Below are 20,135 nucleotides of genomic sequence, written 5' to 3' on the forward strand. Positions count from 1 at the left end.
ATATGCTACACTGCCCATTGCACTACTGTGATTTTACATGGCAAAGATTGGATTCATAAAGCTAGGTAACTTAGGTATGAGCCAGGTCATCGACCTTGTACAGGACGAGATCGCAGCAAGAGAAGGAATTACCGTCCGTGTATTCGGAACCGGTCCTAAAATGGGTAAAGACGAGGCAGCAGCAACAGAAGAACTCAAAAAATTCGATGCTGACTTCTACGTTATGATCAGCCCAAACTCAAGCGCACCAGGCCCAACCGCAGCTCGTGAGATATACAAGGACGTTCCATGTGTTGTTATCTCAGACGGTCCAACAAAGAAGGACGACCGTGCAGCACTTGAAGAAGCTGGCTTTGGTTACATCATTATGACCGTTGACCCACTCATCGGTGCAAAGACAGAATTCCTTGACCCTGTAGAGATGGCATCATTCAACTCAGATGCAATGAAAGTCCTTTCAACCTGTGGTGTTGTAAGACTTATTCAGGAAGAACTCGACAAACTCGCTGCAATGGCAGATGAAGGTAAGGAACTTGAGCTTCCACACATCCTCGCAAAGCCAGAGAAGTGCATCGAGAGAGCAGGATTCAACAACCCATACGCAAAGGCAAAGGGTCTCGCAGCTCTGCACATGGCTGACATGGTCGCAAAGATCAACTTCCCAGCATGCTTCATGATGAAGGAGATCGAGCAGGTTACACTTACAACTGCAGCAGGTCACGAGATGATGCGCGCAGCAGCACAGCTGGCAATCGAAGCAAGAGAGATTGAGAAAGCAAACGACAGTGTCTTCAGGCAGCCACACTCCAAGAAGGGCAATCTGATGACAAAGACAGCTCTCTACGAGAAGCCACAGTAAGTACCTCTAAGGTACTTTTCTTTTTTTTATGGATACTCTTTCTGCGATACTGATCGGTATTGCTCTCTTTGTTGCATTTGTTCTTCTTACTGCCTATTTCATGAAGTCAACTTTGTACATGAATATGCAATCAAAAGTTGAAGAAGAAAACAGTGAATCTGAAAAAGACGAAGATGATGTTAAAAATAAGAGTGGGAATTAGTTCCCATTAAATAACTGATTTTAAAACCTGATTTTGTTATTGTTTTGGCTCTTCCTTGGCTCTTGGCATTGCAATGATTTCTCTTACCTGGTTGCCGAAGAAATCAAAGGAATGTGCGGCTCTGAGGACTACTGATACATCAGCTCCCCATCTGGTTCCGCCAATTGCTATTATCTCTGTGTCCTTGTCCACTGGTATGTGACCAGAGTCTGCTGCCATCATTGCACTTTCAATAGCGACCTTGAATCCTTTTCCAAATACTGCTCTTAATGTGTCGGATATGACATCAGCACGGCTGGCACCGCCAATACGCTTCTGGATTGCACGCTCAACACCTGAGAACATGTGTGACTGTGTTGTCATTACAACTCCAAGTTCATTGAGTTTTGCAAGTTTGTCCTCATCGACTTCCCACTTTCCAGGTTCCTTGAGTCCGTACTGGTGTGTGATTGCTATTATCTTTACGTCCTGTCCTTTGAATGCTTCTGCGGCAATAAGTGCTGTTTCCCCACTTGTGCTTGCCAGCACAACGTATTTGATCCCAAGCTCTGCTGCTCTTTTTGCAGATAAATTCATGACCTCTTCAGTGTTTGCTTTTCCAACTTCGTCAAAGTATGTGATTGTCTTTTCCATGTTATCGCCTTTGTGATTTTATCATAGCGTTAGTAATTTCTTAAAAAGCTTCTCATCATTGGATATAAATGTATTTCTAGGTAGTGATTATACTGCAAAAAGGAATGTGCTGAAATACAACTTACTTATGTGCTGTCTAAGAGAGATGAATTTTACCTGCGGTCTCAAAAAGTAAAAAAGTAGTTTTGATGTGTCTTATTTAATCGACAACATTATACCCAAGACTTTTCAGGTTTTCGAAAATTTTCTTTCCAAATGATGGTATGAATGCTATGTAAGGTTTCTCATTCATTTTGTTGTGCTCTATCAAAAAACCAACATGTGTCTGTACGGAATCGTCTTGTTTCCTAATCTTCTTATGTCTTCTGATGACCACAACGTTTTCCTTCCTGATTTCCACTCTTGTCAGGATTCCTTTTATTGTAATCTTGTTTGTGTCCGCCTTTAATTTCAGGAATGGTCCTGAAGAGTAGGTAAAGTTCTTTTCGTCCTTGCCTCTATAAAGGCCTCCGTATGCTGTATATGTCGTTATTTCATCAACTCCTTGCAAATAATTTCATGACCACTTCCGTGTTTAACTTTCCGAAATCGTTAAAGTATGTGATTGTTTTTCCATGTTATCGCCTTCGTGACTTTGTGATATGGAATTGGATGATTCCTTGCTCAATAATGTAGATATCTCAGTATATTATCCATTGATTGCGTATATATGTATATCAGAGATTATATATAGAGCCTATTTCAAAACCTTTCCCCTATCTTTTTCCAGCATAACAAGAAGCATGCAATATCTAATAACCCTTTGAAAACAATATTCAGTCTTTCATACCTACTTGCTATTTTCCTGAATCCCATCTTCAACCATGCAAAGAATCGTTCTATAGTTCCTCTTTTATGATATGACTCATACTCGAATCTTGTAGGTCTTCCTCTTTTTCTGTGTTTTTCATTCCTGCTGTTGACTGGAATGTTACTTTTTATAGCTCTGGATCTTAGATACTTCCGTATAGCAACATTATCATAAGCTGAATCTGCAAGTACTTCTAATGGTCTTGTTCTTGGTTTTCTATCAGTCTTAACCTTGATACTTTCCATGATCTTGATAAATTGTTGACTATCATGTTCCTTTCCAGAAGCAATTTGGATCGTCAATGGAAAACCGTCACAACTTACACAAACATGAATCTTTATGCCTTTCCTTTTTTTATGACCGTTGTATGTGGAGTCTTCTCCCCTTTTTTAGTTTCAATGAAACTGCTATCAACACATACAACATCCATAGAGAACTTACCATTCTGGTAAGCGGAATCCCGAAGGGATTCCATTATCCTGTTCCATATACCTTCCTCTGACCATCTTTTCAGCCTTCTCCAGGCAGTTGCCTGGGAACCATAAATAGCTGGCATATCTCCCCATCTGCAACCAGTTATCAGAACAAAGAGAATACCATTGATGACCTTACGGTCATCAGCCCTCTTTCTTCCGGTTATTGGTTGTGGTGGTAAATGTGGCTTAATAAATTTCCATTGATCATCAGAGATTTCTCTGAATTCCATTCATATCCCCATAATAACATTCAGAGAGATAGTATTTATAGTTTTGATATGGGTTCATAGTAATAACTAGCACCATTTTTTAATGATTGATCTGAGAACCGTATTTGTTTGTACAATTGCAGTTGAGCTTTTTCTTGTATTAGTCATGTTCATGTATTGGAAAAATCAGAAAACTTATCCTGGTTTTCTCAAATGGACACTTGGTATTTTTTCATTATTAATTGCTCATATATTTTATTCACTTAGAGGCAATGCTCCTGATTTAATAACAATTGTGCTGGCAAATACATTTGTAATTCTTAGTGTGTTTCTCAAATTAGAAAGTCTGAAACTTTATTTTCAGGTTCCTGCTTTTCGTAGGGATGTATATTTGCTATTTTTTCCTTTGGCATTGGTATTTTACTTTTTCACAGAGTATATTGATAGTCCTCTGATTCGTACTATCATACTCACAGTATTGGCAATTCTTATATTATCTATATCAGTGTATGTTCTTTTGACTCGAAGTAGTCCTGAAGAGATGCTATTTTCCAGGCTATTTGCATCCCTTTATATGCTTTTTATTCTGGTTCTTTTTGGAAGGTTGCTTGAGTGGTGGATTGCACCACTAACCAGAGATTTGTTAACATTATCATTTTTCAACAACATTCTCGTGTTTGTAGATCTGATTATCTCTCTCGGCACGACTATAGTATTTCTTTTGCTGAATGGACAGAGAATGAACAGTGAAATTGAATTTTCAAGGCTGAAGGCACAGGAGTTTGCAGAACGCTATTCTCATGCGGTCAAATCTGCAAAAGCATATGTATGGGATCTTGATCTGGAAACCGGGGATCTATTCTGGGATGACGCACTCGATAAATTATACGGGTCACCAATTGAATCTCAAAAACAACTTAAAAGCATATGTCAGTCATTTGGTATTGATATTGATGATGTTTCAAATCTTGGGAACTTGTGTAATACGAATGTGATTGAAGAAGATCTGACTGTTGAGGTTACTTTCCACCATCCTGAAAATGGAATGAGATTCTTGCTGGTTCATGCAACTACTTCATGTGACAATTCAAATCCTAGTAGATTAAGCGGATTAATTTATGATCTCACATCTTTGAGAAAGGTTGAGCATGCATTAAAGGAATCTCACCGGAAACTAAATCTTTTAACTCAGATAACTCGCCATGATATACTTAACAGGGTTCATATTGTACGTGGTTTTGGACAACTTCTGGCCAGGGAATTAGAACAGCCTAAACAGCAGGAAATGGCAGAACATATCGTTGTAAGTGCTGATCTGATTTTTGATCTTATATCTTTCACAGGACAATATCAGAACATTGGGATGCAAGAGCCAAAATGGCAGGATATTGCTGTTCTACTGGATTCAAATGATATTCGTAATTCGATCGATGGAATTGAATTGAACCGCCCTGACTCTGGAACATTGATCTATGCAGATGTAATGCTGGAGAAACTTCTGTTCAATTTAATTGAGAATTCATTGAGACATGGTGGTGATGTAAAAGTAATTTCTCTTTCATGCGAGCACTCAGATGAATACCTCAAAATAGTATATCAGGATGATGGCGTTGGTGTTCCGGAATCTGAAAAAGATCAGATATTTGAAAGAGGATATGGTAAAAATACCGGTATGGGCTTATTTTTTTGTAGAGAAATACTGGAAATAACTAATTTGGACATCCGTGAAACCGGGGCTTTTGGTGAAGGTGTCAGATTTGAAATGAAAGTTCCTCCTGGTTATTTCAGGATTGGAAATTAATTCAGATCTTTTCTATAACCTGAAAATCGGCTAAATTTAAATCCTGGTGGGAACTTAATGCTTTCTATCTTTCTGTTTTATTATGCTTACAAACGATGCTCTTATCTATAATCGGAATCTTATATTAATCAGGGAGTTTACTAAGTTGTATTTTAAAAGGTGATCGTTTGGCTGAAACAGATTATGACGATAATAATGTAAAGATCATAACTACAGAGATTCAGACTGAAAATCCGGTACTTATTGAGGGATTTCCGGGTATAGGTTTAGTTGGTAATATTGCCAGTCAGCAGATAATAGATGAACTTAAGATGGAATATGTCGGTTCCATAGATTCCAGGCATTTTCCACCGATAGCAGTTCTCTATGAAGGGCTTATCAACATGCCAGTCAGGATTTACGAAAGCACAGAGCATGGCATGGTAATGGTGGTATCTGACATTCCAATCAATCCTGTAGTTGCATACGATATAAGCAAAGCACTTCTCACATGGGCTCAGTCCATCAATGTGAAAGAAATCGTATCCCTTGCAGGAATTGCAACCATGAGCGAGGAACACAAAGTGTTCGGTGCAGCCACCAACATGGACATGCTGGAGAGAATAAAGGAAAAAGTCGAATTATTCCAGATGGGAACAATCTCAGGAATTTCCGGCAGCATCATGGGAGAATGTCTCGTACGTGAAGTGCCGGCAATAAGTCTGCTCGGTTCAACCATGAGTCAGAACCCTGACCCAAGGGCAGCAGCAGTAGTAATTGATGTCCTGAATCTTCTTTACGACTATGGTATCAACACAGAAGGTCTCATAGAACAGGCAGAGAAGATCGAAATAGAGATGCAGAGACTCGCTGAGGATGTAAGGACAACCGAACAACCCACTGCAGGTGGAAGAAAAGAGTTCCCAATGTACGGGTGATAACATGGAATATATTGCTTTGACAGGAATATCTGAGCGTGTTATCTCAGAACTGAGACAAAACAGGCTTCTGACAATCGAGATCAGGAGTCCTAACAACTTTCTGGCTGCACTGCGCATGAACGTAGGAGAAATGCTGTTCCTGACCCACACAAGTGCCGAGGATCTCACAGGTGGCAGCATGGGTATAATCACAAAACTGGTCAGGCATCAGGTATCAACCCACCGCGTAATGCAGAGCAACGAAGCCTTTTATGAGGAACGTGAAACCACGAGCCTCAGACTTCAGCTCGACCCAAACTGTATTGCACGTGTAAGAAAAGTCCTGAACAACACCATCGGTGAAGTCACAAAAGTAGATGCTGAAGAAATCCCACTCTACAATGCCAGATGATTGTAATCAATGAGTGTAATTAGTAGGATTAGTAGGTTCAATCAAATAGACATACATAATTAATCAAAAGTTTCAGGGATGGTTTTAAGTCCCTCTTCTATTTTTTCCAGCATACTATATGAAATTCCAATCGGAACTTCCTCATTAGCATAGCCGCTATGTTTCCTAGAACCCTTGCAGCCATAGGATATCCCAATTCCCTCTTTCAGTACCCTTGCAGTACAATCTCCACATATGGATGCCGCACCAATTGATCTTGAAGTGATACTCTCTCCAAAATGAAATGCATATGCCTGTATAATCTTCATTGCACTTTCAGGTTTAAGATAAAGCAAAAGAACATCAAATTCACCATCATTCTTCTTAAGCGGCTCGATTTTAATTGACCTGTACTCTTTTTCAATCCTCGGGAGTGAGTCCACAGCTCTCTTTGCAGTCTCTTCGTCTTTGTAGCGATTGGATTTCAGGTAATAATCTGCCGGACTGTTTTCACTCAGGCCAAGTATGAATTTTCCGGGTCTGCATCTCTGGTCTTCTATCAGGAAAGATTCTCCGTTTCGTGCCAGATGAATTAGTTCACAGTAAAGCCTCTCTGAAGTTTCACCTTCATCATCACACAGGGAGATGCACACAGGTTCGCCTTCGTCCATAAGCGCTTCAATATTCGGGTAATTTTGATAATATTGATGATTTGAATAATCAGGAGAATTTGAATCGTTGTATGTTTTCATAATCTCATTTCCTGTTCTTGTGTTCCGGAATTTCTATCTTAGCTTCCGCCGCATACATATGTGCAAGTCTCGTAGGTTCTGGCAATTTATATCCTTTCAGGCAGTGTTTTACAATTTCAAGCGAGCTTTCAACAGAAACCTTGTGTCCGGGTGCGATTATGATTGGATTGCTACGTTTATTACTTTTCAGAAGCCAGCCAACCTGTTCACCTTTGAACATCAGTTTTTGTGATTCTCCCACCTCATTAGGTGTTTCGGATTCACCGCAAAGGATCTTTTTGGAAACTCCAATTGTCGGGATATCCATAACCGCTCCAAAATAAGTAGCCATGCCTGCCTTAATCGGATGATTGATGCCGCAGGAATCAAACACAATTATGTCCGGTTTATTTTTAAGTTCCGTAAAAACAGATGCAATGGCTTTTCCTTCCCTGAAGTTCAGGTAGGTGGGTATGTAAGGAAGAGGCACTTTCTGTACAATGTGCTTTTTCTCAATTAGTTCAAGTGATTTATAGTCCAGGACAGGCATAGAGCAGATGATTTTATCGTCATAATATGCGCAGTCCACACCTGCTATTCTGTCTATCTTTCCAAAGCCATCCTCAAGGCTGAGATTCCCAATGGCTTTGTTCTGGAGGAGTCTTAGTTCCTCCAGAGTACGTGAAGATGGATCGAACCAGTAATCCAGTTCGCTATTATTCAATAGTTGCCCTCACAGTAGTGAACACAGGTCCACGGATGTCTATTTTCTTCTTGTTGCTTGTGATAAAGCGCTGTGCCAGTGGTTCAAGGCGAATGTTAATCTCGGAAGGAACCTTCACGATTCTGACCCTTGTTTCAACTTCGCTTTCACCATTTTCAACAGCACATTCAATATCCTTTGCAGCCTGGCATGCAAAAGCATCAAGGAACCTTACACCAGTCCTTGCAGAATGGTTCTCAAGTACTTTCTTCCACTTCTTATTGTCAGGTACGCCAAGTACGTCATTTTCGTATGCAACAATTTCATTAAACACTGCAGGTCCACAGAGTTTTGTTTCCTCTTCCGGTTCAATAACCGAGACCTTTACTGTCTTTCCTTTGACTGTACCTTCCCATGCAGGGAATTCACACGGACTTGGGGTTGAACCATTCTCCTCACAGACAGCCACGATAGCCTTTACAATTTCCATTCCTTCTTCAGTCTCAGGAACATTAGCCACATGCACTGTCTTTGCAAGTTCGTTGTCGGTCATCTTCCATTCAGAATACTGAGTAATCTGTGGATATGTGAGAGAACGGATGTCAGTTGCATCGTGGAGTATCATTGCAAGCCTTTCCACGCCAAGTCCCAGGTTCATCACAGGATAGGGTATATCGTACTGTGAGAGGGCTGTAGGTGAGTAAATTCCAAAGGTTGCTATCTCTATCCATCCGTCGGAGTATTTTGTCTTAGAACCCACCAGATTTGGATGGTAAGCAAATACCTCTATCTGTGTGTCAGGTACGTAGTACTTGCTGCGCTTGTCATCCGGCCTGAACATAAACTTCTCAAAACCGAACTGTGAAAGTAATCCCTGCGCTACTGCTTTTCCGTGGTCTATGGTCACATTCTCATCCATAATCACACAGGATGCAGAGTAGTAAGTCATCAGACGTGCCGCATCTTCGTCCTGCTCCCTTCTGAAGCAGCGGTCAATTGAGAAGAAATTGAAAGGCGGGTTTGCACGTTCAATTACTGATGCAAGACTGATGAACCATCCTGAAGTCATGTGACTTCTGAGTGTCTTCTTGGTAGCCTGAGGAATGAGTTCCTTAAATTCCGGGAAGACCTGGTCAATCATCTCAACAACAAGTGAGTCTGATACGTTGATACTTGCTGCAATCTCAGGTACGAGGTCATCTCCTTCGACATCTCCCTTCTTGTATGCGTGAAGAACTTTCCTGATGGTCTCAATGGCTTCATCATCAACTCCCCCGAGTATCTCCTTAATCTCAGCGATACGCTCGTCTGAGATACCTACATTCGGACGTGGGAGTCCTGCAAGGTAGAAGCATCTGTCAAGGACAGCCAGCGCTTCATGGCTGAACTGCTTGTGAACCTCTCTCTCATCAACAATAAGCGGGTTCATCATTTCCTCAAATCCCATTCTGAGGTAAGCATCACGAAGCTTTGAGATTGTGTCATAAACCGGATGTGGCTTACCATATTTGATAGTCATATGTGGGTACTGTTCATTCAGCTTTGACTCGCTGATGTACTCTGTACCCTTATTCCATGCAGCGTCAAAATCCTCGCTTGCTGCTTTTTTGATATCATCAGGGTTGAATTTCATGTATATTCCTCGTAATATGTGTAAATATGTAACTGAATTGAAAGCGGGTTAATTTTGATTAATTGACTAGTTTATTCTATTCTCAAATTCCTTCATTGCCTTTTCCAGCTTCTGCTGGCGCATTGCATTTGTAAGGTCGCCTCTGGTCTTCTCTATAATTGACCTAGTGACATCGGTCTTATGTCGAAGTCCGTGTGTCATGGCGTCGGGATAGTCAAACATCATGAGGCAATTGTATATCTCTTCCATCAGGCCCAGGTATTTTTCTCCTTCTTCGGGAGTATCTTTTCTAATAAGATCCAGAATATGTCGTCTGAGTTCCCCGCCAACATCTCCAAGCCCGTTAAGGTATGCTACGTTGCTGACATTAAGTTCCTGAGGTCCGGGAATCTCGTCATCTTCACCGCTGAGTATGTTGTACACAACAAGGCATTCGACGAATTCCTGCTGGGCATGTTCCAGAAAACCGGAATAGTATATGTCAGGATGATCCGCAAGCAATGTATCCATTTTTTCTATCATTTCTACGGATTTGGATATCAGCAAATTTGCTTTATCAAAATCCCTGTTATGTATGCTGTACATTGCTGTCCTGCAGTTGCGCACAACATCTCTGGAAATTGCCAGAGTGCTTTCTCTTGCTTTGTCTTTTTCCTCAAAGCTGTCTTTTATACTACAGGATATATTGTAGATCATTCCAATCCTTTAGTTCATTTACAGCTTGATATAAACAGTTTTTCAAAAGCCTGGATAAAAACAGTGATATTTTGTCGAAACTACGGCCTATGCATAGTTCAAAATTAAAAAAAGTAAAAGGCGAACAATTATATTGTTCGTTTTACTCGTCGACCGGAATGGTCTCGAGCTGGCTTGCAACATCCCAGATGAGTGTTCTTGTGTGAACAGGGATGTTAGGGTCGTTGCTGATATCCTCAAGAATGGATATGCTTGATGATGTCCTCAAAAAGAGAGGTTCATCTTTCTTACTTAATGTTTCCAGTATATCATTTGCAGAACGCCTAATGTTTCTTGGTACTGAATTATCGTTTGCGATATATTCTAACTTTTGTTTGCATTCTTCAATGACTTGATCAAAATTTGACATGTAGGATCACCTTGATAAGTTTGAAATCAAAATAGGGTTGCTCAATTTATCCCTAAATAATTATATTCTATAAAAAGACTTTCATTGGTATATAGGTTTTGAGAAAAAGGAGATAACATGTCAAACACTGATGATGAAAATATACAAAAAATATCCCGAATGCTTGAGATTGGCGGAACAATGCTTGCACAACATTGTGGCAACTGTGGAGCCCCTCTCTTCCGCTATCAGGGTAGGGTACTATGTCCGGTCTGTGATGATGTTCGCGACCCACGTGGAAGCATGCAGCAAGCATCTGCTCCGGTAGTTACACCTGAGCCAGAAACAGAAATTTCTCCAGTAGAAGAAAAGAAAACTCCGGTTGCGGCAGTTCCGAAAACCACGCCTGTAAGATCTCAGTCTGAAGATACATCTGTGGGACAATCAACTTCAGCTCCGGCATCAATCCCTGAACTGGAAAATTTGCTCGTAAGAAAAATGGTTTCACTTGCAAATACTATGCAGGATGAAACTGATGTAAGAAGAATATCTGATTATCTTGATATGATCGAACGCTGTATGGATATAATGAATAAAATGAAGTAGCCAGGTAATCTTCAATTTGGTAAGTGGTAAACTCCACTTAACTCCCTTTTTTATTTTTAGGAATCAACGCTTATACTCACTGCCGATAATTTCCCTTATTTTTGCTGCGGTCTTGGGTCCAACATTGTTGACATCAAGCAGTTCTTCATAACTGGCTTTCATCACATTTTCCACAGAACCGAAATGTTTCAGGAGGTTTCTGGCTGCTTTCGGACCGATATCAGATATTGAAGACACAACATATTCCTGCTGCTGTGGAAGCATAGCAGCAGCTTTCTTCCCGTGCATGTTAACTTCCCGTTTCTCATCAACCTGCTCTCTTTTTGCAACCTGTTGTAAGAGGGCAGCAGTATCTTCCGGGTCGCGCGTATAGAATATTGAAACCCCAAAATCCAGTGATATTGATGACAGGGTTCCATGAATTGCATTCGGATTTATTCCTCTGCAATTAAAGAGGCTTTCACCCTCAATTATCAGTATTGGCTTTTCATAGGCTCTTGAGAGGTTTGATATCTGCTCGAACAGTTTTTGTTCAATAAGCGAACCCACAAAGTCCTGTGTATCTTTCCTTTCCGCAGCAATGCGGTCACTCAGGATGTAGTCACCAACTTCCAGTGTTTTTACTGTAATTTCAACACCGTTTCTGTCAAGGGAACGGGCAACAGAACTGCGAATCTCACGCTGGTCCACAACAATTTTGATATTATCCTTGTTTTCAGGTTTAGATTCATTGTTGTCATCGTATTCAAACAATGTCTTCTGGTCCTTCCCGTTACTATCCAGCATGAATTCCTCTTCAATTGAGTTATTCTTCCGTGCCGGCATGGCTGACTGAAGCTCTTTCATGTTGCTCTGCATTTTCCTTTCCTTTGAAAGGCTGCTCCAGTAGTATCCTTCATCCCTGGTGCCTTTTGTAACTAGAACAACAACACGACCTTCATGCTTTCTTCCTGTTCGCCCTTTTCTCTGGATACTCCTAATTTCAGAGGGAATTGGTTCGTAAAACAACACAAGATCTGTTGATGGAATATCAAGGCCTTCCTCTGCAACCGAGGTTGCCACAAGAACATTGTAATCTCCAGCCTTGAATTGTTCGATTATCTCGACCTGTTGCTTCTGTGTCAGTCCCTTATCCTTGTATTTGGACGCCTGTCCCACAAATCTCACAGGTCTTATCCCTTCAACTTCGGCAAGTGCTTTTGTCAGCATCTCGGCTGTGTCACGATAATTTGCAAAAACAATAACTCTGGAATGCGGCTTGTTCTCAAGTTCATTAAGGACTATATCTTTCACATATTCCAGTTTGGGATGCTCAAGGTCACAGTCTTTCAGGCGGTGTACGACCTGCCTGATGTAAAGGTCTTCAGCAAGACGCTTTGAAGCCTTGCTTCCACTTTTAGAACCTGCTTCGTTGTCCAGTCTTTCCATGTACATACGGAGAGCTTCAAGTCCCTGAGTTTCTGTGATTTCCACAGCGTGGCTTACTTTCAGTATCTCTGCAAGCAAGGAAATTGCACTATAAACTGAAGTATCGGGCATTCCTCCCCTGAGTTCTCCCTGAAGTTTTGTCTGCAATCCAAGAAGGTCTTTTTTTGAGACAAATCTCTTATTATATATTGGGTAACCAAGTTCAGTAAGCTTCTTGTACCTGTCTTCAAGGACCTTATTCAACAGGTCTTTAATCTCTTTCATTTCGTCAGGAAGGTTGATGCGCTTCCATTCGATCTCTTTTTTATGAATGTAAGGTTTGACATCGCTATCTGATTCAGTTTTAACGGCAACCGATTCAATGTGAAGTGATTCACAGACCTCCGCTATCTTCTCATCAGAACTTCCAGGACTTGCAGTAATCCCTAAACAAAGAGGGTTTTTTGCGGTTTCAAAATATTTCTCTGCAATATAGGTATAAGCGTAATTTCCAACTGCACGGTGTGCCTCATCAAATGTAATGTGTGTAACATTTTCAAGACTTATTCTTTTGGTAAGTATGTCATTCTCAATGACCTGCGGTGTGGAAATGATTACTTTGCCTGTTTTCCAGAGTTCTGATCTTTTTTCAGGACTGATGCTACCTGTGAATGTGAGGACTTCTTCCTCCGGAATGTTCATTACATTTTTGAAAAAAGATGCATGCTGTTCCACAAGAGGTTTTGTTGGTGAGAGCACCATGACCTTGCCGCCTAATTTCTCAAGGCGAGATGCCATGACAAGAAGACATACAACGGTTTTTCCAAGTCCGGTTGGCAAAACCACAAGTGTGGAAACATCAAGAGCCTTGCCCGCCAGATCAAGTTGATATAGCCTCTGCTCCACAGTATCTGCTTTTATCAAAGGGTGTTTGATATATTCCGGCATGTTACCATACTTGCATGTTTGCAATTTTTATGATTATTATAATATTTACATTAAGTATCTGGTTTTGCAATATATAATCTCTTCAGGCTTTTAAAGCTGAGCTAAGCAGGGTGAAAGTATTGTTTAATTTCGAAAACAGGAAATGAACTAATAAAGTAAAAGAAAAACTAAAAGAGAAAAGAAAATGAATTTAGAGTGCTTTTCCAGCACTCTCAAAATCCCTATTCATGTAAATCATCTCATAAATAAGGTCTGCAATTCCGTCAATTGGTGCACGAACCTGCTTCATGCTGTCCCTGTCCCTGATTGTGACGGTGTTATCTTCCAGTGTATCATAGTCTATTGTAATGGAGTATGGTGTTCCAATCTCATCGTTTCTTCTGTAACGTCTTCCGATGGTTCCTGAGTCATCATAGGAAACAAGCAGGCCTTTTTGTTTCAACTGAGCCTCGATTTGCCTTGCAGGGTTGATGAGTTCTTCCCTTGTAAGCAGTGGAAGAATTGCAACCTGTACAGGAGAGACTTCCTTCTTGAATCTCAGGACAATCCTTGCTTCTGCCTCTTCATTCTCAGTTTCTTCCTTGCCGCTGACCATTTCCTCTTCAAATGCATGTTCCATGGTTGAGTAGAATATCCTGTCAATACCGTAGGATGGCTCGATAACGTGAGGAATGACATTTTCTCCGCTTATCTTGACAGTTTCCTCTGCAAACTCGACAATATCTCCGGGTACAGTTACTTCTTCTCCGTCAACAGTGATTGTGATGTTCTCCTGTTCGAGTTCTGCCTGGTTGAGTGCTTTGAGTGCATCTGCAACAGCCTTTGCCTTTCCTTTGAAGAGTGGTCCGAGTTTACCCATATTTGGCTTGACAACAAACTGAGTAACCATCTTAGGTTCGCTGTATTCTCTGTAGATTGAGAGTTCGGTCTTGCTTACAGCAGCATGTGCCTTCAGGTCATAGTCTGTCCTGTCTGCAATTCCCACAACTTCTACCCAGTCGAATCTGTCAGTTAGAATCTCAGCATCCCAGCAGTCTATTGCATAGTGTGCCATCTCATCTTTCTGGTGCTGTCTGAATCTCAGCTTGTCTGCTGAAATTCCAATACGCTGGAGAAAATGGTTTGTAAGTCCTATCTGGTAAGCGAGGAACTCGTGGGCAATGGTGCCTTTCTCCACTGCTTCGCCGAGAGTCATTTTCTCGATAACACCTTTATGCTGTGCTTCCTCGGAGTAAAGGTTGATAACAGTGTCAGCAAACCTGCTGAAGTTTGCGTGTTTTTTGTCGTTAGGATCAATAAATATCTCAGCTTCAGCCTGGGTAAATTCTCTTAGCCTGATAACTCCCTGTCTTGGTGAGATCTCGTTACGGTAGGATTTTCCGATCTGTGTTGCACCGAACGGAAGTTTCTCACGGTAGAATCTTGCGAGTCTTAAAAAGTCAACAAACATTCCCTGTGCAGTCTCAGGACGCATGTATCCCTGTCTTCCTGTACCCGGGCCGATGTTTGTCTTGAACATGAGGTTAAATTCATAGGCCTCTCCCAGTTCCCCATCACATTCAGGACACCTGACATTGTTCTCTATTATAACTTTGTCAAGCTCTTTGACGTGAAGTGCGTCAGCACAGTCTACTATTTTGTCAATAAGATGATCTGCCCTGAATGCTTCTCCACAGTTTTTACATTCACAGAGAGGATCTGAGAAACCGCCAACGTGACCTGATGCCACGAAAACTTCTTCAATACCGATTGTTGGGGCTTCTATCTCCATGAAACCCTCCTGTACAACGTAGGTTTCTCTCCAGATCTGCTCAATCCTGCGCTTTAAGGTGCTTCCAAGTGGTCCGTAGTCGTAAAATCCTGCGGTTCCTCCGTATAGCTCAAAAGAGTTCCACAAAAATCCGCGACGTTTAGCCAGTTCTATTACCTGCTCATATTTATCCATGAATGATCCTCGATAATTGTGTATATCTATGATTCTTATGAGTCATCGATATGCCCATTACATTTAATGGTAACGAAAGCATCCCCAAAACATCTATGTTCATAAAATCTGATTTTATGTAGTAATATGACATTTTTATACTCGCAATTATTATATGCATGTTCATATATTGTATGATTGAGCAAGGTCGAATCTCAATCAAATCATATCATATCGTACCACCATCTAAATATGATTCAATTGGTCATTTCAACACTGACCTTGCTCTTCCTATCCATTTTTTTGATATTGAATATTACTATTGAATCCTGTTTATCCAATGGTTTTTTTCATCAATGAGCTAACATTATTTTTTCTTGGCTGTTATTTTCAATTAGCTCCGATTCTGTGTAAGGGTACACACGTCAAAAAAGAATGCATTTGTGAATAGTAAACAAAACCCCTTTGTTTCCACTGGAGTATAAAATATATACTATTATGAATAAAATTAGCGAAAATAAAATATGAGTGCTCTTATTCTTTGAGCACTTCTTCCGGGGTCATTCCACCATGTACAATCCTGGATATGTGTGACACCAGTTTTGTAGGGTCATCTGACTGGAATACGTTTCTTCCGATAGCTACTCCTTTTCCTCCGGCCTGGAGTGAGTCATAAACCATTTCCAGGAGCTGTTGTTCAGTATCCATTCTGGGACCGCCTGCAACTACAATAGGTACAGGACATCCGCTGACAACTTCCTTGAATGTATCAATATCACCGGTATAATTTGTCTTGACAATATCTGCTCCAAGTTCCGCTCCGATCCTTGCTGCATGCTTTACATACTCAACATCATGTTCGGAGGTTACTTTAGGTCCTCTTGGATACAACATTGCAAGCAGAGGCATTCCCCATTCATCGCATTTTCGGGCAACATGTCCCATGTCCTGAAGCATCTGTGCCTCGTCATCAGCCCCAACATTTACATGGATTGATACTGCATCAGCACCGACTTTGATAGCTTCCTCGATGTCTGTGACAATGACCTTGTGGTTTGGGTCAGGTCCCAGGGATGTTGAAGCTGAGAGGTGTATAATAAGTCCAATGTCTCTTCCATATCCACGGTGGCCGTGTTTTGGAAGTCCCATATGTCCGAGAACTGCGTTTGCTCCGCCGTCTGCAACTTTGTTCACAGCAGCAGGCAGGTCAATAATTCCTTTTATAGGCCCTGCACCCACACCATGGTCCATTGGAATGATAATTGCATTCTTTGTATTTCGATCGAAGATCCTTTCCATCCTGACAGATTTGCCTATTTCACTCATGATTGCGTGATTGCTTTAATTATAGATAATCCTAACGTAGATTATGTTACTATGTCACAGGTTCTCATGTTGGTACTTTCCGTTGTACCCTTCTGAAAGTTTGCTGTGCAGGTCAAAAAATATCAGTTGCATTACACGTGCATTTCTTTTCAGCCTGAATCCATGAGGATTGTAAACAACAAGCATGGATTCACTTCTTCCTCTGTAGCCGGAATCCCATACTGCAGTTCCTATATTTGCTCCGCATCTGAGTAATGTGGATCTTGGTCTTGCAATGGCAGCCCTGTCAAGAGGAATGTTGACTATTTCGTTGAATGTAATTTTGTATACTCCGGGTTCCAGGTGTGCCCAGTCTTTCTCATCAAATTCCACTGGTTTTGTAGAAGGTGTTTCTCTTTCACTATTATCAAAGTCAACTGCACCGGAACTTGTGTATGTCTCGATACCTTTGAGGGTCAGTTCAACACTGTTTGGTTGCAGTTGAGTTTCAGTATCTATCATGTTCTCAACAAGTGGCGGTTCGCTGTTTATCAATTCCCTGAGTTCGTTTCTGGATAATAGGGTCATGGTTGTAGGTTTGCATTATCTAATATATCATTTTGTGTAGTATCCAGAATATCTGTAAACACAAATTAGTATTAAATTATATATTTGTAAACCAATCAGTTTATATTTCTTAGTAACTATCTGGTTTATGGTGAGTTTGAAAATGTTTTCATAATTCCAGTTCCCTGAGGAAAAGGCATTGGATGTGGAAACCTGTATCGAATACATAAAAATATTTGACTAGAAGGAGTGAATGATGTGAGTAGTACGGATCTAGTAAAGAATGGAAGCAGGCCTGAAATGTTGTTTAAAGTAACTTTAAGCCCTGATGGAACCACTTATCAGAAAGAGATTTCTCTTGTTTTCCCGAAGTATGCAAGTGCAGATCTTCCTCATTATAAAGAGGAATTTGATTCCCAGTCACGTGAAATGCGTGATGACTGCCAGTGGCATTTCCAGGCAGAGGATTGATATTTTAATCCTCTCTTTTTTAATTCTGATCAGTATTTACTGATCTGAATCTTATATTTTCTATTTGTATTGTATGGCTATTTTCTCATAGAATACTCGTATCCTGATTTTTTCTTGTTACTATGACTTTTCATTTTATTATTTTGATAAAATACTTTTATTTATTATTACTATCAAATAGTGAACTCGGAAGTGAGCTGCCTTTGAAATCTGATATTCTATGGGTATTCAGAAGGTAACCCTGAACAGGTATGTGGGAAAGGTATTATGGTGAATCTGAAGTCTAATGGTCTGCAGGGGAATGATGACATTCGTTCCAATAGTGAAACTGATGTTTCCTGTACTTCTTCCCGTGAATGTGATAATGTTCAATCGGACGATTCTGTCAAAAATACAGACTCTGAATCGGGCAATGGTGCAGACTTTTTAAGTCCTACTGATAGGTTTTTCATGGAAAAGGGTGATGTGTACCGCTCCCTTTTCAAGTACAACAAAGCAATTACCCTTCTCATTAATCCTGAAAACTTTGAAATAATTGATGCAAATAATGCTGCGTGCGATTATTATGGCTGGTCGCTTGAAGTCATCACATGTATGAAGATACAGGACATCAATCTTCTTCCTCCTGATAAAATATTGGAAGAGATGCAGAATGCAGTTGCTGAAAAAAGAAACTATTTCCTTTTTAAGCATAAACTTGCAGATGGCCAGATCCGTGATGTGGAAGTGTATAGCAGTCCTGTAATTGTAAATTCAAAGAAGCTTCTTTACTCTATTATCCATGACATAACTGAACGCAAGAAAGCCGAAGCTGAATTAAATAAAAGAAATATGCAGCTTAGAACTGCTCAAAAAATAGGTCATATCGGAAGCTGGGACTTAAATCTGAATTCTGGTATGATGGATTCTTCAGATGAAGCTAAAAGAATTTATGGGTATGAACCCGATGATACTATTTTCTCTCTTAAAGAGGTACAGGCCGTAGTTTTTCCAGAATATCGGCCGATGATGGATGAGGCAATGCGGGATTTGATAGGACATGGGGTCACCTATGATGTGCAGTTTAAGATCACCAGGCAGAATGATGGAGCTGTACGTGATATTCATTCAATTGCCGAATATGATGCAGAGAAAAATACAATTATAGGTACAATTCAGGATATCACAGAACGCAAAAAAGTTGAAGATGCTTTGCTGCATGCTAAGATTGTTGCAGAGGCAGCAAATCGCAGTAAGGATGAATTCTTGGCTACCATGAGCCACGAATTGAGAACTCCGCTTACATCTATAATTGGTTTTTCTGATATTCTCATGGACAATATGTTTGGTGAGTTGAATGAAAAGCAGAATCGTTATGCTGGCCATATTTTAGATGCTGGTAATCATTTGTTACAACTTATCAATGATGTGCTGGACCTCTCAAAAGTGGAAGCAGGAAAAATGGAGCTTCAATACGAATATTTTTCATTGTCTCCTGCAGTAGATGAAGTAAAAACCCTGGTTTCTCCAATGGCAATGGATAAGAGAATAAAACTGGTCATTGATACCGATGAAAGTATTGGGGAAATCCACGCAGACAGGACTAAGCTTAAGCAGATTCTCTATAATCTTGCCAGCAATGCAATAAAGTTCACTCCTGAAAAAGGTACAGTTTCTATTATTTCAAAACTATCGGAAAATATGGTTCATTTCTGCGTAAAGGATACAGGAGTAGGTATTTCAGAGAATGATCAGGCCATACTTTTCCAGCCATTCAGACAGCTTAATTCATACACCACTAATGAATATGCAGGGACAGGTCTTGGGCTTGCTCTTGTGAAGAAGTTCGTAGAAATGCACAATGGTAAAGTATGGGTTGATAGTACGGTTGGTGAGGGTAGCGAGTTTTGTTTTTCGATTCCCGTTAATAATAGCAATAAGTGATGCGGACTAATTTTTAAAAAGGCAGGTTCGGTAAAATTCGAACATCCAGCCTATGCTGTGCAAAAACAACGCCAAAAGCAGTCAGACACGGGCTCTGATGAGAGCAGAATAAGTTCTTAATTTGTGTCTGCAAAGATGTCGTTGTCTGCATTATGTTTTATTCTTCTTTCTTTTTTTTTAAAAAGGCATAGGTTATCAAAGCCACTATAATTGCACCTGAAAATATAGTTATCAACGCTGTATTGTTTGGGAGGTATGTATAGGCGATAATTGCCAATAAAGTTCCAAGAGCTACAGCAACAGGTATCAGCAAAGAATTTTGCTTAAGTGTCTTCTCTTCTATTTCTAATTTTGCCATTTCCATGTCTCTGAATGTTTTGCTATCTTTGGTAATATATATTTATTTATATGCTCTGGATGAGTATATATACTTTATCCCTTTGAGACATATGTTTGAACAATCCCGTCTTAATTATGGCTTAAAACAGGTAAAACATGTACATCAAAATTCAA

The 20,135-nt window shown here is 40.4% G+C and carries 22 protein-coding genes; 8 read left to right on the plus strand and 14 right to left on the minus strand.

Annotated features, from left to right (window positions below; all coding sequences use genetic code 11):
- Positions 1-37 precede the first annotated feature (37 nt).
- Together METTI_RS08880 and METTI_RS15795 are read left to right on the plus strand one after the other, a co-directional pair.
- Positions 38-859: a F420-dependent methylenetetrahydromethanopterin dehydrogenase gene (locus METTI_RS08880; protein ID WP_023845480.1), complete on the plus strand. Its 822-nt coding sequence runs from the start codon at positions 38-40 to the stop codon at positions 857-859.
- A gap of 28 nt (positions 860-887) precedes the next feature.
- Entirely contained in the window at positions 888-1,061 is a 174-nt protein-coding gene (locus METTI_RS15795; RefSeq protein WP_023845481.1) for a hypothetical protein, read from the plus strand.
- 36 nt (positions 1,062-1,097) lie between these two features.
- Here METTI_RS15795 and METTI_RS08885 read toward each other — a convergent pair whose 3' ends face one another.
- From METTI_RS08885 to METTI_RS08900, 4 genes are all read right to left on the minus strand, one after another.
- Complete coding sequence (locus METTI_RS08885) at positions 1,098-1,694, minus strand: pyruvate kinase alpha/beta domain-containing protein (RefSeq protein ID WP_023845482.1); 597 nt, start codon at positions 1,692-1,694, stop codon at positions 1,098-1,100.
- 199 nt (positions 1,695-1,893) lie between these two features.
- The gene (locus METTI_RS08890; protein ID WP_023845483.1) at positions 1,894-2,244 is read right to left on the minus strand and encodes a hypothetical protein; all 351 of its coding nucleotides are present in this window, start codon (positions 2,242-2,244) and stop codon (positions 1,894-1,896) included.
- A 191-nt stretch (positions 2,245-2,435) separates the two neighbouring features.
- The gene (locus tag METTI_RS08895; protein ID WP_084323981.1) at positions 2,436-2,885 is read right to left on the minus strand and encodes a transposase; all 450 of its coding nucleotides are present in this window, start codon (positions 2,883-2,885) and stop codon (positions 2,436-2,438) included.
- Positions 2,882-3,250, minus strand: coding sequence for a transposase (locus METTI_RS08900; RefSeq protein WP_048135209.1), 369 nt, complete (start codon positions 3,248-3,250; stop codon positions 2,882-2,884). Before METTI_RS08900 ends, METTI_RS08895 begins: the two co-directional genes overlap by 4 nt.
- A 496-nt stretch (positions 3,251-3,746) precedes the next feature.
- Between METTI_RS08900 and METTI_RS15150 the strand changes: the two genes are divergently transcribed.
- The 3 genes from METTI_RS15150 (at position 3,747) to METTI_RS08915 (ending at position 6,341) form a co-directional block, all read left to right on the plus strand.
- Complete coding sequence (locus METTI_RS15150; protein ID WP_169729107.1) at positions 3,747-5,030, plus strand: PAS domain-containing sensor histidine kinase; 1,284 nt, start codon at positions 3,747-3,749, stop codon at positions 5,028-5,030.
- Positions 5,031-5,197: 167 nt separating this feature from the next.
- Positions 5,198-5,947, plus strand: a complete 750-nt coding sequence (locus tag METTI_RS08910) for a proteasome assembly chaperone family protein (RefSeq protein WP_023845485.1) — start codon at positions 5,198-5,200, stop codon at positions 5,945-5,947.
- Positions 5,948-5,951: 4 nt separating this feature from the next.
- Positions 5,952-6,341, plus strand: a complete 390-nt coding sequence (locus METTI_RS08915) for a DUF473 domain-containing protein (protein ID WP_023845486.1) — start codon at positions 5,952-5,954, stop codon at positions 6,339-6,341.
- A gap of 59 nt (positions 6,342-6,400) precedes the next feature.
- Here METTI_RS08915 and METTI_RS08920 read toward each other — a convergent pair whose 3' ends face one another.
- The 5 genes from METTI_RS08920 to METTI_RS08940 form a co-directional block, all read right to left on the minus strand.
- Positions 6,401-7,072: a DUF169 domain-containing protein gene (locus METTI_RS08920; RefSeq protein ID WP_023845487.1), complete on the minus strand. Its 672-nt coding sequence runs from the start codon at positions 7,070-7,072 to the stop codon at positions 6,401-6,403.
- Between the two features lie 4 nt (positions 7,073-7,076).
- Positions 7,077-7,775 carry an endonuclease V gene (locus METTI_RS08925; RefSeq protein ID WP_023845488.1) on the minus strand — a complete coding sequence of 233 codons (699 nt, stop codon included), beginning with the start codon at positions 7,773-7,775 and terminating at the stop codon, positions 7,077-7,079.
- Positions 7,768-9,387: an O-phosphoserine--tRNA ligase gene (sepS, locus tag METTI_RS08930; protein ID WP_023845489.1), complete on the minus strand. Its 1,620-nt coding sequence runs from the start codon at positions 9,385-9,387 to the stop codon at positions 7,768-7,770. The genes METTI_RS08925 and sepS overlap by 8 nt, the downstream gene beginning before the upstream one ends.
- Positions 9,388-9,453: 66 nt before the next feature.
- Positions 9,454-10,083, minus strand: coding sequence for a translin family protein (locus METTI_RS08935; RefSeq protein WP_023845490.1), 630 nt, complete (start codon positions 10,081-10,083; stop codon positions 9,454-9,456).
- A gap of 142 nt (positions 10,084-10,225) precedes the next feature.
- Positions 10,226-10,492 (minus strand): UPF0147 family protein, encoded by a 267-nt coding sequence (locus METTI_RS08940; protein WP_023845491.1) that lies wholly within the window; start codon positions 10,490-10,492, stop codon positions 10,226-10,228.
- A gap of 117 nt (positions 10,493-10,609) precedes the next feature.
- On the opposite strand from METTI_RS08940, the gene METTI_RS08945 reads away from it, so the two are divergent.
- Complete coding sequence (locus METTI_RS08945) at positions 10,610-11,077, plus strand: Sjogren's syndrome/scleroderma autoantigen 1 family protein (protein ID WP_023845492.1); 468 nt, start codon at positions 10,610-10,612, stop codon at positions 11,075-11,077.
- 63 nt (positions 11,078-11,140) lie between these two features.
- Here the strand turns inward: METTI_RS08945 and METTI_RS08950 are convergent, their stop codons facing one another.
- From METTI_RS08950 to METTI_RS08965, 4 genes are all read right to left on the minus strand, one after another.
- On the minus strand, positions 11,141-13,432 hold the full coding sequence (locus METTI_RS08950; RefSeq protein WP_023845493.1) for a DEAD/DEAH box helicase: 2,292 nt from the start codon (positions 13,430-13,432) through the stop codon (positions 11,141-11,143).
- A gap of 190 nt (positions 13,433-13,622) precedes the next feature.
- Positions 13,623-15,377 (minus strand): glycine--tRNA ligase, encoded by a 1,755-nt coding sequence (gene glyS / locus METTI_RS08955; RefSeq protein WP_023845494.1) that lies wholly within the window; start codon positions 15,375-15,377, stop codon positions 13,623-13,625.
- Positions 15,378-15,890: 513 nt separating this feature from the next.
- Positions 15,891-16,682, minus strand: a complete 792-nt coding sequence (locus tag METTI_RS08960) for a 2-amino-3,7-dideoxy-D-threo-hept-6-ulosonate synthase (protein WP_023845495.1) — start codon at positions 16,680-16,682, stop codon at positions 15,891-15,893.
- A gap of 54 nt (positions 16,683-16,736) precedes the next feature.
- Complete coding sequence (locus METTI_RS08965) at positions 16,737-17,249, minus strand: deoxyuridine 5'-triphosphate nucleotidohydrolase (protein ID WP_023845496.1); 513 nt, start codon at positions 17,247-17,249, stop codon at positions 16,737-16,739.
- 237 nt (positions 17,250-17,486) lie between these two features.
- On the opposite strand from METTI_RS08965, the gene METTI_RS08970 reads away from it, so the two are divergent.
- Together METTI_RS08970 and METTI_RS15155 are read left to right on the plus strand one after the other, a co-directional pair.
- Complete coding sequence (locus METTI_RS08970; protein ID WP_023845497.1) at positions 17,487-17,699, plus strand: hypothetical protein; 213 nt, start codon at positions 17,487-17,489, stop codon at positions 17,697-17,699.
- A 267-nt stretch (positions 17,700-17,966) separates the two neighbouring features.
- Entirely contained in the window at positions 17,967-19,622 is a 1,656-nt protein-coding gene (locus METTI_RS15155; protein ID WP_023845498.1) for a PAS domain-containing sensor histidine kinase, read from the plus strand.
- Positions 19,623-19,779: 157 nt separating this feature from the next.
- Here METTI_RS15155 and METTI_RS08980 read toward each other — a convergent pair whose 3' ends face one another.
- On the minus strand, positions 19,780-19,980 hold the full coding sequence (locus tag METTI_RS08980) for a hypothetical protein (protein WP_023845499.1): 201 nt from the start codon (positions 19,978-19,980) through the stop codon (positions 19,780-19,782).
- Between the last annotated feature and the right edge of the window lie 155 nt (positions 19,981-20,135).

This window comes from Methanolobus tindarius DSM 2278, assembly GCF_000504205.1.
Taxonomy (GTDB): domain Archaea; phylum Halobacteriota; class Methanosarcinia; order Methanosarcinales; family Methanosarcinaceae; genus Methanolobus; species Methanolobus tindarius.